We start from the raw sequence: 13,549 nt of genomic DNA on the forward strand, positions 1-13,549 counted from the left end.
GGCCGCCCGGCAAGCCGTACGCCGTCGCCCGGGCGGCCGTATGTCCGCTCGAGTCAGGAGCTGGACGCTGTCCACAGATTGCCGATCGCCCCTGTCGGGAGCCAGGTCGGCGTTCCTAGCGTGGAGGCATGCGCCGGTCCCAGTCCTCCTCCGAGCACGCCGAGGCGGTGTCGCGGCGGCTGGCGACGCTGAGTGCCGAGCTCGCCGCGGTCCGCGGGGAGTCCGAGCCGGGCGCCGACGGCGTGCCGGAGTCGGCGCACACGCGCGTGCGGGACCGAGGAGAGGAGGCGCCGGCGCCCGTCGTGCTGCCGGTGCCCGGGCGGCACGCGTCCCGACGGCTGCGCGTTGGGGGCCTGCAGCTCGGTCCGGTGCACCTGGCGGTCGTCGCGGTGGTGGCGGCCCTGGCGGTGGGGCTGGCGGCGTGGTGGGCCGTGCGCGACCAGGCCGAGGCGGTGCCCCTCGCCCCCGAGGGCCCACCGTCCTCCACCCCGTCTCCGCTGGTCGCGGTCAGCCCGACCGCCGACTCCGATGCCCCGTCGGCTCCGGCCGAGCTCGTCGTCGACGTCGCCGGGAAGGTACGCCGCCCGGGCATCGCCGTGCTGCCGGCGGGCTCGCGGGTCGTCGACGCGCTGGAGGCGGCCGGCGGACCCCGGCCCGGGGTCGACCTCACCTCGCTCAACCTGGCGCGCCCGGTCGTCGACGGGGAGCAGATCCTCGTCGGCGTGGCCCCGGCCGCGGGGGTGGCGGGCACGCTCGGGTCGCCGGGCTCGCCGGCGCCGCCGGGGGAGTCCTTGGTCAACCTCAACACCGCCGACCAGGCCACCCTGGAGACCCTGCCCGGGGTGGGTCCGGTGACCGCCGAGTCGATCCTCGCCTGGCGCACCGAAAACGGCGGCTTCACCGCGGTCGACGAGCTGCTGGAGGTCGACGGCATCGGTGAGGCCACCCTGGCGGACCTCGCGCCGCTCGTGACGCTCTGACCCGTGCCCGACCTGCGCGCGCTCGCCCTCGGCGCGGGTGCGTGGACCGGGGCGCTCCTCGTCCTCGTGCTGCCCGGTCGGCTGGCGCTGGCGGCGGTGCTCGCGGTGGCGGTCGCCGTGGGCGCCCTGGTCCTGCGCCGGGTCGTCGTCCCGGCCTGGCTCGGACCGCTGGCCGCGCTGCTGGCGGTCGCGGGGGTCGCGGCGCTGCACCAGACGCTCGTCGCGACCTCGCCCCTGGGCCCGCTGGCCGACGAAGGGGCGGTGGTGACGCTGCGGCTCGAGCTCACCTCCGACGTACGCGTCGTGGCCGGCCAGTACGGCGACCTGCAGGTCGCGCAGGCCCGGGTGTCCCGCGTCGAGGGCCGGGGCCGGGCCTGGGCGCTCCGGGCTCCTGTCGTCCTCATGGCCGGGGCGGACTGGCCGCGACTGGCGCTGGGCACCTCGTTCGAGACGTCGGCGCGGCTCGTGCCGGCCGAGGACGACGTCGCCGCGATGGTCCGGCCCGTCGGTGAGCCCCGGGTGGTCGCGGAGCCGGACGTGTGGTGGGACGCCGCGGCGGCCGTACGCCGCTCGGTGCGCGCCGCGGTCGCGGGCCGGGACGCCGACGCGCGCGAGCTGGTACCGGCGCTCGTGGTCGGCGACGACGGAGGTCTCGATCCCGCGCTGGCCGACGACTTCCGGACCACCGGGCTCACGCACCTCCTGGCCGTCAGCGGCACCAACCTGACCCTGGTGGTGGGGTTCGTCATCGTGCTCGGCCGGTGGCTCGGCGTGCGCGGGCGCTGGCTGCACGTGCTGGCCGGCCTCGGGATCGCGGGCTTCGTGATGACGGCCAGGGCCGAGCCCAGCGTCGTACGGGCGGCGGCGATGGGCACCGTCGCGCTCGTCGGGATGGGCCGCAACGGCCGCTCGCGCGGCACGCGCGGGCTCGGCGTGGCGGTGCTGGGCCTGCTCCTGGTCTGGCCGCGGCTGGCGGTGACGGCGGGTTTCGCCCTCTCGGTGCTCGCCACGGCCGGCATCCTGCTGCTGGCGCCGGTGTGGCGCGACGCCCTGATGCGGTGGTGCCCGCGTTGGGTGGCCGAGGCCGTGTCGGTGCCGCTCGCCGCGCAGGTCGCGTGCACGCCGGTGGTCGCCGCCCTCTCGGGACAGGTGAGCCTGGTCGCGGTGGCCGCCAACCTGCTCGCCGCCCCTGCCGTCGCGCCGGCCACCGTGCTGGGGCTCACCGGCGGCCTCGTCGGCCTCGCCGGGGCACCCCTGGGCGTCGTGGTGGCGGCCCCGGCCGCGTGGTCGGCGGGGTGGATCATCACGGTGGCCCGCTGGGGGGCCGGCGTGCCGACCGCGGCGGTGGACTGGGGGACCGGACCGGTCCCGCTCGTCGTCCTCACGCTGGCGTGCCTGGCGTCCGTGCCGCTCGCCCCGCGCCTGCTCCGCAGGCCCGGCTCCGCGCTCGCCTGCACCGGCCTGCTGGTCGTGGTGATGCTGGTCCGGCCACCGGTGCCTGGCTGGCCGCCGGACGGCTGGGTGCTGGCGATGTGCGACGTGGGGCAGGGCGACGGGCTGGTGCTCCGCGCCGGTCCGCACGCGGCCGTGGTGGTCGACACGGGTCCGGACCCGGAGACCATGGACTCGTGCCTCGACCGGCTCGAGGTCAGCGCGGTGCCGCTGCTCGTGCTCACCCACTTCCACGCCGACCACGTCGACGGGATCGCCGGGGTGCTCGACGGTCGCCAGGTGGGCGCGGTCGAGGCCACGTCGCTGCACGACCCGGCGGTCGGCGTGCACGAGGTCGAGACCGTGCTGGGCCACGAGGCCGGCCTGCCGGCGTACGGCGAGACGCGGCAGGTGGGCGCGGTGACCCTGCAGGCGCTCTGGCCCAAGCCCGGCAGCCGTGCCGGTGGTGCAGGGGAGAGCGCGCCCAACAACTCGAGCGTGGTGCTGCTCGCCGAGGTGGGCGGCGTACGCATCCTGCTCACCGGCGACGTCGAGCCGTCGGCCCAGTCAGCGCTGCAGCGCGACCTCGCCGGCCTGCAGGTCGACGTGCTCAAGGTGCCGCACCACGGCAGCCGGCACCAGGACCTCGAGTGGCTGACCTCGCTCGGCGCGCGGGTCGCGCTCGTCTCGGTGGGGGAGGGCAACGACTACGGCCACCCGGCGCCCGACCTCCTCGCGGCGCTGTCGGCGGCCGGGATGCGGGTGTGGCGCACGGACCTCGCGGGTGACGTCGTCGTCGTGGTGCGGGAGGGCGAGGTCGGTGTCGTCGCCCGCCGATAGGGTGGGCACACCATGGCACGCACCCCCACCGCAGCCCAGGTCCTCGGCCACGTCGTCCTCGTGACGGGCAAGGAGGAGTACCTGTCCGCACGCACGGTCGCCTCGGTCCGCGACGCCGTGCGGGCGCACGACCCCGACGCGGAGCTCGCCGAGTCGGCGGCTTCCGACCTGACGCTCGCGAGCCTCGGCGAGATGTCCGCGCCGTCGCTGTTCTCGGCGATCCGCTGCGTCATGGTGCGCGGCCTGGAGGACCTTCCCGACGAGTCCGTGGAGGGGTTGCTGGGCTACTGCGCGGCGCCGGTCGATGACGTCGCGCTGGTGCTCGTGCACTCCGGCGGCGCCAAGGGCAGCGGAGTGCTCACCAAGCTGCGCAAGCTCCCGAAGGTCACCGAGGTGAAGTCGGAAGAGGTCCGGGCCAACGAGATGCCGGCCTTCGTGACGGCGGAGGTGGCCTCGCACGGCGCGAAGATCGACTCCGACGCCGCCGCGTTCCTCGTGCAGGCGGTCGGCACCGACCTCCGCTCGCTGGCCGCGGCAGCCGACCAGCTCACCAACGACTTCCACGGCGAGCAGCTCACCGTGGAGAAGGTGCAGCGCTACTTCGGCGGCCGGGCCGAGGCGAAGTCCTTCACCGTCGCCGACGCAGCCTTCTCGGGCAGGCGGGCCGTGGCGCTGGAGGAGCTGCGCTGGGCGCTCGACTCCGGCACCGCCGCCGTCCTCGTCACCTCGGCCATGGCCGCGTCGGCGCGGAGCCTGGCGCGTTACCTCGGCTCACCGCGCGGCGCGCGTGACGCCGACCTGGCCCGGGAGCTGGGGGTGCCGCCGTGGAAGGTGCGCACCGTGCGCGACCAGTCCCGCGCGTGGACCCCCGAGGGCATCGCGGCCGCGGTCCGCGCGGTGGCGACGGCCGACGCCGACATCAAGGGCCGCGCCCACGACGCGTCCTACACGCTCGAGCGCCTGGTGCTCACCGTCGCCGGGCTGCGCGAGGCCCGCTGAGGCCACGTGGCCTGAAATGCGAAGCACCCGCCACGAGGGCGGGTGCTCGGCGGTGAAGGACGCGGGTCAGAGCGACGCGGTCTTCTTGGCGATCGAGGACTTGCGGTTGGCGGCCTGGTTGGCGTGGATGACGCCCTTCGAGGCGGCCTTGTCGAGCGCCTTCATGGCGTCGCGACCGGCGGCCGCGGCCGCGTCCTTGTCGCCGGCCTCGGACAGCTCACGGAACTTGCGAACGGCGGTCTTCAGGCGCGACTTCACGGCCTGGTTGCGCTGGCGCGCCTTCTCGTTCTGCTTGTTGCGCTTGATCTGGGACTTGATGTTCGCCACGTGTGGATCCTCGGAGCTAGAACTGGTCTGGAATGGAAGTCTGGTGCTTGTCGGCTGCCTGGCAACCCCTGCCTGGAATCATGGAGAGGGTCGGGTGCCGGACATGCAGTGCCGAACTCTACCGTCACGCCTCGCGCGCGCCCAAATCGCCTGGGGCGCACGGAACGGGCTCACCGACCGGTGCGACGGGCGACGGCCTCCAGCATGCGACGCGACTCCCGGATGCGGAAATCGTTGAGCGTGGGCAGGTTGACGTCGACGGCGACCACCGAGCGCACCGCGAGGTGCGCGCCGAACCCGGCCAGGAACGCCGTGACGACCTCGTCGCCTGCCTCGGTGAGGGCCGGTGAGGACGCGGTCGACGCGTCGAACCACGGCTCGTCGACGCGCTCGAGCCGCGCCAGCAGCGGGTCGGCCCAGGCGGGGCCGCGCGCCGCCGTGCCCCAGTCGACGAAGACGACCTCCCCGCTGGGGCGGCGCAGCAGGTTGTCGACGCGGATGTCCCAGTGCACGACGTGGGGCATCGGGAGCGCGGCCTGCTCGCGCAGCACGCCGGCCCAGCCCTCGGGGTCCGCGCGCAGCCACGCGGGGACGGGCGTGGCCTCCGGCGCCTCGGCGAGCGTGGCGAGCGACTCCGCCCAGACCCGGAAGCGGTGGGCGACGTCGACGAGGTCCACCGACGACGGGACGTCCCGGTCCTGGAGGACCTCGGAGAGCCGGTCGACCCCGTCGAGCACCGCCTCGAGCTCCGCTGCGTCGGTGAAGTCGGGGTGGCGCCCCTCGACGTCCTCGATCAGCAGTGCGACCCAGTCGCCGTCGTCGTACGACGCCAGCATCCGCGCCCAGAGCGCGTGCTCGCCGAGGTGGGCGAGCACGGCGGCCTCGCGCCGGAACAGTCCGGGCGTGTCCGGGTTGAGCTCGGCGCCGACGGCCTTGACGAAGGCGCGGGTCCCGTCCGCGCAGGTCAGCCGGGTCGCGCAACCGGGCGACATGCCGCCGACCTGCTCGACCGTGCCGACGACGGGGGAGCCCAGCTCCTGCTCGACCCACGCGTGCACGGCCGCGGGCACGGCGGCGTACGGCAGGCGCACGCCGACGGCGCGGGGAGCCGTCACGACCAGCCCCGGCGCTCGGCCAGCCAGTCCCAGCAGACGTCGCCCTGCCAGCGCTGGTGCTCGCGCAGGTGCGGCGAGCTCGGCGGGACGGGCAGCTCGGCCTGGGCGAGGAAGTAGCCGACATAGAGGGCCAGGTTGATGTCGAGCGCCTCGGGGTCGACGCCACGGAGCAGGCGGCGCTCGGAGATGACGCGGTCCACGTCGATGCCCTCGCCGCGCGGGCCGATCAGGGCGGCGAACGAGTCGAACCACGACGCCGCGAGCACCGGCCAGTTCCAGTCGCAGATGAGCGCCCGCCCGTCGGGGTCGATGAGCACGTTGTCGGAGCGGATGTCGGTGTGCGTGAGCGTGTCACCGCCGACGACCTCGGCGTAGCGCCGGGCCAGTGCCTCGGTCTCGGCGAGGTGGGCGCGATCGAGGTCGGTGCGGCGCTCGTGGATGCCGGGCCAGCCGTCGAGGAGGGGCGCGAAGTCGGCCTCGGCGGTGTCGAGGTCCAGACCGGCGGGAGGCGGGGTCAGCGCGTCGGCCGCCTGCTCGAGCGCGTCGAGCAGGGCGTCGAGGTCGTCGTGCTGCCACGGACGCCGGGGCGTGCGGGCGGCGACGTACTCGATGCCGAGCACCACCCAGTCGTCGTCGAGGTGCCACAGCAGCCGCGGGGCCGGGACGGACGGGGGCAGCGCGGCGAGCTTGCGGGCCTCCTCGCGGTAGGAGTCGGCGAACGCGCGCTGTGCCTTGACCGACGCCGCCTTCACGAAGTGGCGCGAGCCGTCCTCGCACACCAGCACGGAGGCGAAGCCCGGCGTGAAGCCGCTCGTCTGCGAGATCGCGGAGACGACGGGTGACCCGCACTTGCGGTCGATGTAGGCCCGCAGGTTGGGCGGCAGGAAGGGCCACTCCAGTCGCCGGGCCGTCCTGTCGTGCGGGACGGGGTAGGGCGCGACGGGCGCAGGACGGGACTCGGGCCGGGACATGGCGGCATCCTTCCCCACGCTCGTCGGTGACCACGACCCGATATCGGTCCGGACCACCTCGGTGGCCGCTTGACTGTGCGTGGGGGAGGAGCACGATCGGGTCATGGATCGCACCGCTGCGCGCGCCGCGCACCTCGCGCAGACCGACCCGGACGTCGCGCGCGCCCATGCCGTCGCGGAGTACGCCGCGCTGGTGGCGATGGTCGACGCGCTCTCGGCGCCCGACTGGGACCGCCCCACCGACTGCACCGAGTGGCGGGTCCGCGACCTGGTCGCGCACGTCGCCGGCGCCTGCGAGGAGGCCTGCCGGCTGCCGGTGATGCTCCGGCACCAGGCCGTCGCGCTCAACGGCGTACGACGCGGGGACGGGGCGATGGTGGACCTGCTATGCGCCGCGCAGATCGCCGACCGGGCACGTCTCTCCGACGCCGAGCTGGCCGCGGACCTGCGGCGGTGGGCCGCCGGTGCACCGGACGGCCGGCGCCGCCAGCCCGGGCTGCTGCGCCGGGTCCCGCTGCCCGCCTTCGCCGGGCTCCGTCCGGGCACCCGGCTCTCGTACCTCCTCGACGTCGTCTACGTGCGCGACGTCTGGCTGCACCGGGTCGACCTGCACCGCGCCACCGGGGTCGACCTGCCGACCTCGACGGCCGAGGCCGAGGTGGTCGCCCAGGTGGTGCGCGACCTCGACCTGGAGTGGCGCGGCCCCGCCTTCGTCCTCGAGCTGACGGGTCGGGGCGCCGGCAGCTGGGCGGTGGGGGAGGGCGACCCGGTCGCCACCGTCACCGAGGACGCCGTCGCGTTGATGCGGCTGCTGTCCGGGCGCTCCGACGAGTGCGTGCTCGCCACCGAGGGCGACGCGGCCGCGGCGGACCGGCTGCGTGCGGCGCGGGTGGTCTTCTGAGGAAGGATGGCGGCATGCCGGAGCTCGTGCTGCCCACCGTGTCCGTCCGTGAGTCCTTCCTCGAGGCGATGGAGGAGTTCGTCGCCGAGGGTGCCGAGAACAGCCAGACGGCCGCGTGGATCGAGTACAACGCCCCCGGCTGGCAGGACCCCGACGTGTTCGCGACCTTCTGCGAGGCGGTGCGGGCCGACGCGCTGGAGGAGACCCCGCGGCCCCAGGCGCACGTGCCGTGCACGACGCTGTGGTGGGTCGACGGGGACGACTACCTCGGCCGGATCGCGATCCGCCACCGGCTCACCGCCTTCCTCCTCGAGGTGGGCGGCCACATCGGCTACGACGTGCGTCCCACCCGCCGTCGCGAGGGCCACGCCACCGAGATGCTCCGGCAGTCGCTGCCGTGGGCGCGCGACCTCGGGATCGGTCCCGCGCTGGTGACCTGCGACGACGACAACGTCGGGTCCATCCGGGTGATCGAGAACGCCGGCGGCGCGCTCGAGGACGTACGAGGCATCAAGCGTCGCTACTGGGTGCCGACCTCCTGAAGTATGCGGGCAGGGGTGCGGGTCCGCGTGGCCGCACCGACTCCGACGACCGCGACGACCAGCCCGACCAGCTGGGTGGCTGACAGGGTCTCGTCGAGGACCACCCAGGCCAGCACGGCCGTGACCGGCGGGCTGAGGAAGAACAGGCTGGCCGCGGCGCCTGACCCGCCGCGCAGCACCAGCAGCGCCAGCAGCACCAGGCCGACGATCGAGTTCACGACCGCGAGGAAGAGCACGGCGACGACGGCCTGGCGGCCGTCGGTGACCGGCCACGCGCCCTCCGTGGTCCAGCCGAGCAGGAGCAGCGGGGGCGCCGAGACCGCGAACTGGACGGCGGCCGACCAGAGCAGGTCCGGCTGTGCGCCGATCCAGCGCTGGCCCAGCGTGCCGAGGCTGAGGGTGAGCATGCTCAGGCAGCCGATGAGCACCGCTGCCGGTCCGCCGGCGTGCCCGAGGTCCGAGCCCAGCACCAGCAGGACGCCGACCACGCCCACCAGGAAGCCCACGACCTGGAGCCGCGAGACCCGCTCGCCCAGGATCGCGGCTGCCAGCAGCGCGGTGAGCACGGGGCTGAGGGCGTGGAAGAGCGAGGCGAGCGTGGCGCCGAGGCCGAGGTCGAAGGCGACGTACATCAGGCCGAACTGGACCGCGTTCATCACGAAGCCGACCGCGGCCACCCGACCCAGGGTGGCCCGGTCCATCCGGGTGGGCCGGCGCAGCGCGAGGGCGAGCACGGCGCCGAGGATGGCGGCGATGACGAAGCGCCAGCCGAGGACGGTGAACGGCGCTGCGGCGTGGACGGCGGCCGGCCCGGAGATGTAGCCGGAGGACCAGACCAGCACGAACGCGGCCGCCGGGACCAGGGGCAGGTGTCGCGCCGATTCGGTCCGGGAGGTCACCACGGCACGCTAGCGTCCGGCCAGGGAGGGCAGATGGAGGGGCAGCCGGACGGGCAGGTGGAGGGGCAGGCCGGGGGCTGGCCGGGAGTGACGACCGCGCTCCGGCGCCTCTGGCTCGTCGGTGCCACACTGCTCGCGGTCGGCCTGCTGCTGCCCGGCGGCGGCGCGATCGTCACGGCCCCGGCCCTCCTCGTGCTCGCGCTCTCGGCCGGCACCACCGCAGCACGGGGGCGCACCGTCGGTACGGCGTGGCGGTGGCTGTCCTGGGCGGTCCCGGTCGTGCCCACGCTCGTGCTCGCCGGGTTCGTCCTCTGGCTCCTCGACGGGCACAGCGACCCGATGGCCGTGGTCCTGGTCGTCTACGTCGTCGGCTCGCTCGTGCTGATGACGTGGGGCGTCTTCCTCCTCGCGCTGCTGGTCGACCTCCTCCGGCGCAACCTGTCGTCGGTTCGGCGAGGCCGGTCCCGCGTGGAAGAATGACCCGACCCAGACGTCGTACTCCCGAAAGCAGTCCGTGAGCCTCAAGAACGCGCCCCAGCCTGGCTCGACCGACCCGTCGATCATCCGCAACTTCTGCATCATCGCGCACATCGACCACGGCAAGTCGACCCTGGCTGACCGCATGCTCCAGCTGACCGGCGTGGTCGACGAGCGGGCCTCGCGTGCGCAGTACCTCGACCGCATGGACATCGAGCGCGAGCGCGGGATCACGATCAAGAGCCAGGCCGTGCGGATGCCGTGGACCGTGCCCGACGGCAACGCCGAGGACGCCGAGCCCGGCACCTACGTCCTCAACATGATCGACACCCCCGGACACGTCGACTTCACCTACGAGGTCTCGCGCAGCCTCGAGGCCTGCGAGGCCGCCGTCCTGCTCGTCGACGCCGCGCAGGGCATCGAGGCCCAGACGCTGGCCAACCTCTACCTCGCCATGGGCGCCGACCTCCACATCATCCCGGTGCTCAACAAGATCGACCTGCCCAGCGCCAACGTCGAGAAGTACGCCGCCGAGCTGGCCGGCCTGGTCGGCTGCGAGCCCGAGGAGGTGCTGCTCACCAGCGCCAAGACCGGTGTCGGCGTCGAGGCGCTGCTCAACGAGATCGTCAAGCAGACCCCGCCCCCGGTCGGTGACGCGGACGCCCCGGCCCGCGCGCTGATCTTCGACTCCGTCTACGACACCTATCGCGGCGTGGTCACCTACGTCCGGGTCGTCGACGGCAAGCTCAGCCACCGCGACCGGATCAAGATGATGTCGACCAACGCGGTCCACGAGATGCTCGAGGTCGGCGTGATCAGTCCCGAGCCGGTCAAGGCGCGGGAGATCGGCGTCGGCGAGGTCGGCTACCTGATCACCGGTGTGAAGGACGTGCGCCAGTCCCGCGTGGGTGACACCGTCACCTCCCAGCACCACGGGGCCACCGAGTCGCTCGGCGGCTACAAGCACCCCAACCCGATGGTCTACGCCGGTCTCTACCCGATCGACGGAGACGACTACCCGACCCTGCGCGACGCCCTGGAGAAGCTCCAGCTCAACGACGCTGCGCTGACCTACGAGCCCGAGACGTCCGGCGCCCTCGGCTTCGGCTTCCGCTGCGGCTTCCTGGGACTGCTCCACATGGAGATCACCCGCGACCGGCTCGAGCGCGAGTTCAACCTCGACCTGATCTCGACCGCTCCCAACGTGGTCTACGGCGTCGTGATGGACGACGGCACCGAGCACGTGGTGACCAACCCGAGCGAGTACCCCGACGGCAAGGTCGCCGAGGTCCGCGAGCCGGTCGTGAAGGCGACGATCCTCGCGCCGTCCGACTACATCGGCACGATCATGGAGCTCTGCCAGCTCAAGCGGGGCAACCTGCAGGGGATGGACTACCTCTCCGAGGACCGCGTCGAGATGCGCTACACCCTGCCGATGGGCGAGATCGTCTTCGACTTCTTCGACCAGCTCAAGTCGCGCACCAAGGGCTACGCCTCCCTCGACTACGAGCGCTCCGGCGAGCAGGCCGCCGACCTGGTCAAGGTCGACATCCTGCTCCAGGGCGAGCCGGTCGACGCGTTCAGCGCGATCGTGCACCGCGAGGCCGCCTACTCCTACGGCGTGATGATGGCCGGCAAGCTGAAGGACCTCATCCCGCGCCAGCAGTTCGAGGTGCCGATCCAGGCCGCCATCGGCGCGCGCGTCATCGCCCGCGAGACCATCCGCGCGATCCGCAAGGACGTGCTCGCCAAGTGCTACGGCGGTGACATCAGCCGCAAGCGCAAGCTGCTGGAGAAGCAGAAGGCGGGCAAGAAGCGGATGAAGAACATCGGCTCGGTCGAGGTGCCGCCCGAGGCCTTCGTCGCTGCGCTCTCCACGACGCAGCCGGCGGAGAAGTCCGGCAAGAAGTGAGCGAGCGGGACCTCGCGCGCGCCGGTGACGGGTCGTGGCGGATCAGCCTGGCCGACATCGACCGTGACGGCCCGCTCGCCAGGTTCGCCGGGCGACGCCGGCTGCTGACCCTCGTCGAGGGGACGGTGCTCGGGCTGGAGGTCGACGGCGAGACCCACGTGGTCGAGCCGCAGCGCCCGTTCGACTTCTCCGGCGACGCCGATGTCGTGGCCTCGGTCCCCGAGGGTGCCGTGCGGGCGCTCGACGTGGTCGTCGACCCCGAGGTCGTGTCGCCCTTCGTGACGGTGCTCGAGCTGGGCCGGTCCTCGGTCCTCCCGCTCGCCGACGACCAGGCGGCGTACGTCGTGAAGGGCGCCGAGGCGGGCCGCCTGCTCTCCGGGCCGGGCGAGGTCTCCGGGCGCTGCACCGTCGCGGTGGTCACGCTCGAGCGGGTCAGCTGAGCGACTGCTCCCACGAGGGCGGCCTCCCACGCGGCCACCGGCTCCTCGAGCTCGGCCCTGCGGGGCCGGCGGGTCCCGGCGAACCACACGACCTCCAGCGGGCGGCGCCTCGCGGACCCGGCCGGCCGGGTCGTCCGGCAGGTCGGCAGCGAGGTCGTCCCAGGACAGCGCCACGTCTCAGCCCCGCATCGGACCGCCGCGGCGGGCGTAGGACTCGGCGACGATCTCCGCCACCACCGAGAGGGCGATCTCCCCGGGGGCCTTGCCGCCGAGGTCGTGCCCCGCCGGCACGTGCAGGGCGGTGACGTCGACACCCTCGGCGTCGAGCTCGTCGAGGAGCGCCGCCGCGCGTCCGCGGCTCGCCATCATGGCGACGTACGACGCCTCCGAGGCGAGCGCCGCCCGCAGCACCGCCGGTGCGTCCGGGGCGTCGTGGTCGCAGAGCACCACGGCGTCACCCGGGCCGGGCGCCAGGCCCGGCCCGCCGTCGTCGGCCGACTCGACGAGCACGGTGCGACCGGCCGTCGAGGCGATCACCGCGATGGCCCGGGAGATCGGGTTGTCGCTGAGGACCAGGATCCGGCCGTGCTCCGCCTGCACGTCCGACCACGGCTGCTGACGCTCGCTGATGCCGCTCATGCACCTCACCCTAGGCTCGCCGGGTGCCCGTCACCATCCCGTCCGGACTCCTCGCCCAGGGAGCGCTCGGCGCCGACTGGGCCGTCTGGTTGGACCGTCTCCCACAGCTGACCGCGACCCTGCTCGACGAGTGGCACCTGACGCCCACGGCCGAGCCGCTCCACGGCTTCTGCTCGATCGTCGTGCCTGTCGACGACGCCGACGGCGTGCGCGGCGCGCTCAAGGTCAGCTTCGACGGGGACGAGGAGTCGCTCCACGAGGGACTGGCGTTGCAGCGCTGGGGCGGGCAGGGCGCGGTGCGCCTGCGCCGGGCCGACCCGCGGCGCCGCGCGCTGCTGCTGGACTGGCTGCCCGGGCCGGACCTCGGCGACGTCTGGGACGTCGAGGCGTGCGAGACCGTGGCCGGCCTCTACGGACGGCTGCACGTGCCCGCCCTGCCGCAGCTGGCCACCGTCGCGTCGTACGTCGAGACGTGGCTGCGCGAGCTCGACGAGCTGGGCCGCGACATCCCGGTCCCGCGCCGCTACGTCGAGCAGGCGCTGTCGATCGGTCCCGACCTGCTGGCGGACGGGACCGCACCGGTGGTCGTGCACGGCGACCTGCACTATGCCAACGTGATGGCCGACGAGATGGGGGAGTGGCTCGCGATCGACCCCAAGCCGATGGCCGGCGACCCGCACTACGAGCCCGCACCGATGTTGTGGAACCGGATGGACGAGCTCAGCGGCCCCCTGGCGGTGGGCTCCGTGCGCGACGGGCTGCGCCGGCGCTTCCACGCGATCGTCGACGCGGCGGGCCTCGACGAGGCACGGGCCAGGGACTGGGTGGTGGTGCGGATGGTGCTGAACGCCGGCTGGGCCGTGCAGGACGCCCGTCGCGCAGGCCGAGGCCTCAGCGCGGACGAGCAGGACTGGATCACCGGCTGCATCGCCATCACCAAGGCCGTCCAGGACTGAATGCACATCAACCCAAAGTCGCAACCTGCGTCCGTGTCCCGGACAAATGGCGCGTTTGCTACCACCCGGTAAACACAGTGATCTAGGTTACAGCCCAAGTCAGCGCAACCCCCGCTGTGT

Annotated in this window: 14 protein-coding genes; 9 read left to right on the top strand and 5 right to left on the bottom strand. The window is 73.8% G+C overall.

Going from position 1 to position 13,549, the window contains the following annotated elements:
• Positions 1 to 128 precede the first annotated feature (128 nt).
• The 3 genes from ACS3YM_RS05055 to holA are packed head-to-tail and all read left to right on the top strand — an operon-like array spanning position 129 to position 4,250.
• On the top strand, positions 129 to 980 hold the full coding sequence (locus ACS3YM_RS05055; protein ID WP_439938986.1) for a helix-hairpin-helix domain-containing protein: 852 nt from the start codon (positions 129 to 131) through the stop codon (positions 978 to 980).
• Positions 981 to 983: 3 nt separating this feature from the next.
• Positions 984 to 3,251: a ComEC/Rec2 family competence protein gene (locus ACS3YM_RS05060; protein ID WP_439938987.1), complete on the top strand. Its 2,268-nt coding sequence runs from the start codon at positions 984 to 986 to the stop codon at positions 3,249 to 3,251.
• Positions 3,252 to 3,263: 12 nt separating this feature from the next.
• The gene (gene holA, locus ACS3YM_RS05065) at positions 3,264 to 4,250 is read left to right on the top strand and encodes a DNA polymerase III subunit delta (RefSeq protein ID WP_439938988.1); all 987 of its coding nucleotides are present in this window, start codon (positions 3,264 to 3,266) and stop codon (positions 4,248 to 4,250) included.
• 66 nt (positions 4,251 to 4,316) lie between these two features.
• Here holA and rpsT read toward each other — a convergent pair whose 3' ends face one another.
• The 3 genes from rpsT to ACS3YM_RS05080 form a co-directional block, all read right to left on the bottom strand.
• Positions 4,317 to 4,577, bottom strand: coding sequence for a 30S ribosomal protein S20 (rpsT, locus tag ACS3YM_RS05070; protein WP_129402005.1), 261 nt, complete (start codon positions 4,575 to 4,577; stop codon positions 4,317 to 4,319).
• A 170-nt stretch (positions 4,578 to 4,747) separates the two neighbouring features.
• Positions 4,748 to 5,692, bottom strand: coding sequence for a hypothetical protein (locus ACS3YM_RS05075; protein WP_439938989.1), 945 nt, complete (start codon positions 5,690 to 5,692; stop codon positions 4,748 to 4,750).
• Complete coding sequence (locus ACS3YM_RS05080; protein WP_439938991.1) at positions 5,689 to 6,663, bottom strand: phosphotransferase family protein; 975 nt, start codon at positions 6,661 to 6,663, stop codon at positions 5,689 to 5,691. The genes ACS3YM_RS05075 and ACS3YM_RS05080 overlap by 4 nt, the downstream gene beginning before the upstream one ends.
• Before the next feature lie 103 nt (positions 6,664 to 6,766).
• Between ACS3YM_RS05080 and ACS3YM_RS05085 the strand changes: the two genes are divergently transcribed.
• Positions 6,767 to 7,564: a maleylpyruvate isomerase family mycothiol-dependent enzyme gene (locus ACS3YM_RS05085; RefSeq protein WP_439938992.1), complete on the top strand. Its 798-nt coding sequence runs from the start codon at positions 6,767 to 6,769 to the stop codon at positions 7,562 to 7,564.
• Positions 7,565 to 7,578: 14 nt separating this feature from the next.
• Complete coding sequence (locus ACS3YM_RS05090; RefSeq protein ID WP_439938993.1) at positions 7,579 to 8,106, top strand: GNAT family N-acetyltransferase; 528 nt, start codon at positions 7,579 to 7,581, stop codon at positions 8,104 to 8,106.
• Here ACS3YM_RS05090 and ACS3YM_RS05095 read toward each other — a convergent pair.
• Positions 8,085 to 9,005, bottom strand: coding sequence for a DMT family transporter (locus ACS3YM_RS05095; RefSeq protein ID WP_439938994.1), 921 nt, complete (start codon positions 9,003 to 9,005; stop codon positions 8,085 to 8,087). The genes ACS3YM_RS05090 and ACS3YM_RS05095 overlap by 22 nt on opposite strands.
• A 33-nt stretch (positions 9,006 to 9,038) precedes the next feature.
• Here ACS3YM_RS05095 and ACS3YM_RS05100 point away from each other — a divergent pair, with 33 nt between their 5' ends.
• Genes ACS3YM_RS05100 through ACS3YM_RS05110 form a run of 3 tightly spaced genes read left to right on the top strand, consistent with a single transcriptional unit; the run spans position 9,039 to position 11,834 of the window.
• Positions 9,039 to 9,485 carry a hypothetical protein gene (locus ACS3YM_RS05100; RefSeq protein WP_439938995.1) on the top strand — a complete coding sequence of 149 codons (447 nt, stop codon included), beginning with the start codon at positions 9,039 to 9,041 and terminating at the stop codon, positions 9,483 to 9,485.
• A gap of 34 nt (positions 9,486 to 9,519) precedes the next feature.
• Positions 9,520 to 11,394, top strand: a complete 1,875-nt coding sequence (gene lepA / locus ACS3YM_RS05105; RefSeq protein ID WP_439938996.1) for a translation elongation factor 4 — start codon at positions 9,520 to 9,522, stop codon at positions 11,392 to 11,394.
• Positions 11,391 to 11,834 carry a HutD family protein gene (locus ACS3YM_RS05110; protein ID WP_439938997.1) on the top strand — a complete coding sequence of 148 codons (444 nt, stop codon included), beginning with the start codon at positions 11,391 to 11,393 and terminating at the stop codon, positions 11,832 to 11,834. Before lepA ends, ACS3YM_RS05110 begins: the two co-directional genes overlap by 4 nt.
• Positions 11,835 to 12,011: 177 nt before the next feature.
• On the opposite strand, the gene ACS3YM_RS05115 is transcribed toward ACS3YM_RS05110, so the two are convergent.
• Positions 12,012 to 12,473 carry an XdhC family protein gene (locus ACS3YM_RS05115; RefSeq protein ID WP_439938998.1) on the bottom strand — a complete coding sequence of 154 codons (462 nt, stop codon included), beginning with the start codon at positions 12,471 to 12,473 and terminating at the stop codon, positions 12,012 to 12,014.
• 23 nt (positions 12,474 to 12,496) lie between these two features.
• Here ACS3YM_RS05115 and ACS3YM_RS05120 point away from each other — a divergent pair, with 23 nt between their 5' ends.
• Positions 12,497 to 13,429, top strand: coding sequence for an aminoglycoside phosphotransferase family protein (locus ACS3YM_RS05120; RefSeq protein ID WP_439938999.1), 933 nt, complete (start codon positions 12,497 to 12,499; stop codon positions 13,427 to 13,429).
• Positions 13,430 to 13,549: the final 120 nt, after the last annotated feature.

Origin of the sequence: Nocardioides sp. N13(2025) (assembly GCF_051912545.1) — a bacterium.
Lineage (GTDB): Bacteria > Actinomycetota > Actinomycetes > Propionibacteriales > Nocardioidaceae > Nocardioides.

Coding starts and splice junctions, on each gene's coding strand:
- ACS3YM_RS05055 (WP_439938986.1), top strand. CDS start 129: ATGCGCCGGTCCCAGTCCTCCTCCGAGCACGCCGAGGCGGTGTCGCGG.
- holA (WP_439938988.1), top strand. CDS start 3,264: ATGGCACGCACCCCCACCGCAGCCCAGGTCCTCGGCCACGTCGTCCTC.
- ACS3YM_RS05080 (WP_439938991.1), bottom strand. CDS start 6,663: ATGTCCCGGCCCGAGTCCCGTCCTGCGCCCGTCGCGCCCTACCCCGTC.
- ACS3YM_RS05085 (WP_439938992.1), top strand. CDS start 6,767: ATGGATCGCACCGCTGCGCGCGCCGCGCACCTCGCGCAGACCGACCCG.
- ACS3YM_RS05090 (WP_439938993.1), top strand. CDS start 7,579: ATGCCGGAGCTCGTGCTGCCCACCGTGTCCGTCCGTGAGTCCTTCCTC.
- ACS3YM_RS05100 (WP_439938995.1), top strand. CDS start 9,039: ATGGAGGGGCAGCCGGACGGGCAGGTGGAGGGGCAGGCCGGGGGCTGG.
- ACS3YM_RS05115 (WP_439938998.1), bottom strand. CDS start 12,473: ATGAGCGGCATCAGCGAGCGTCAGCAGCCGTGGTCGGACGTGCAGGCG.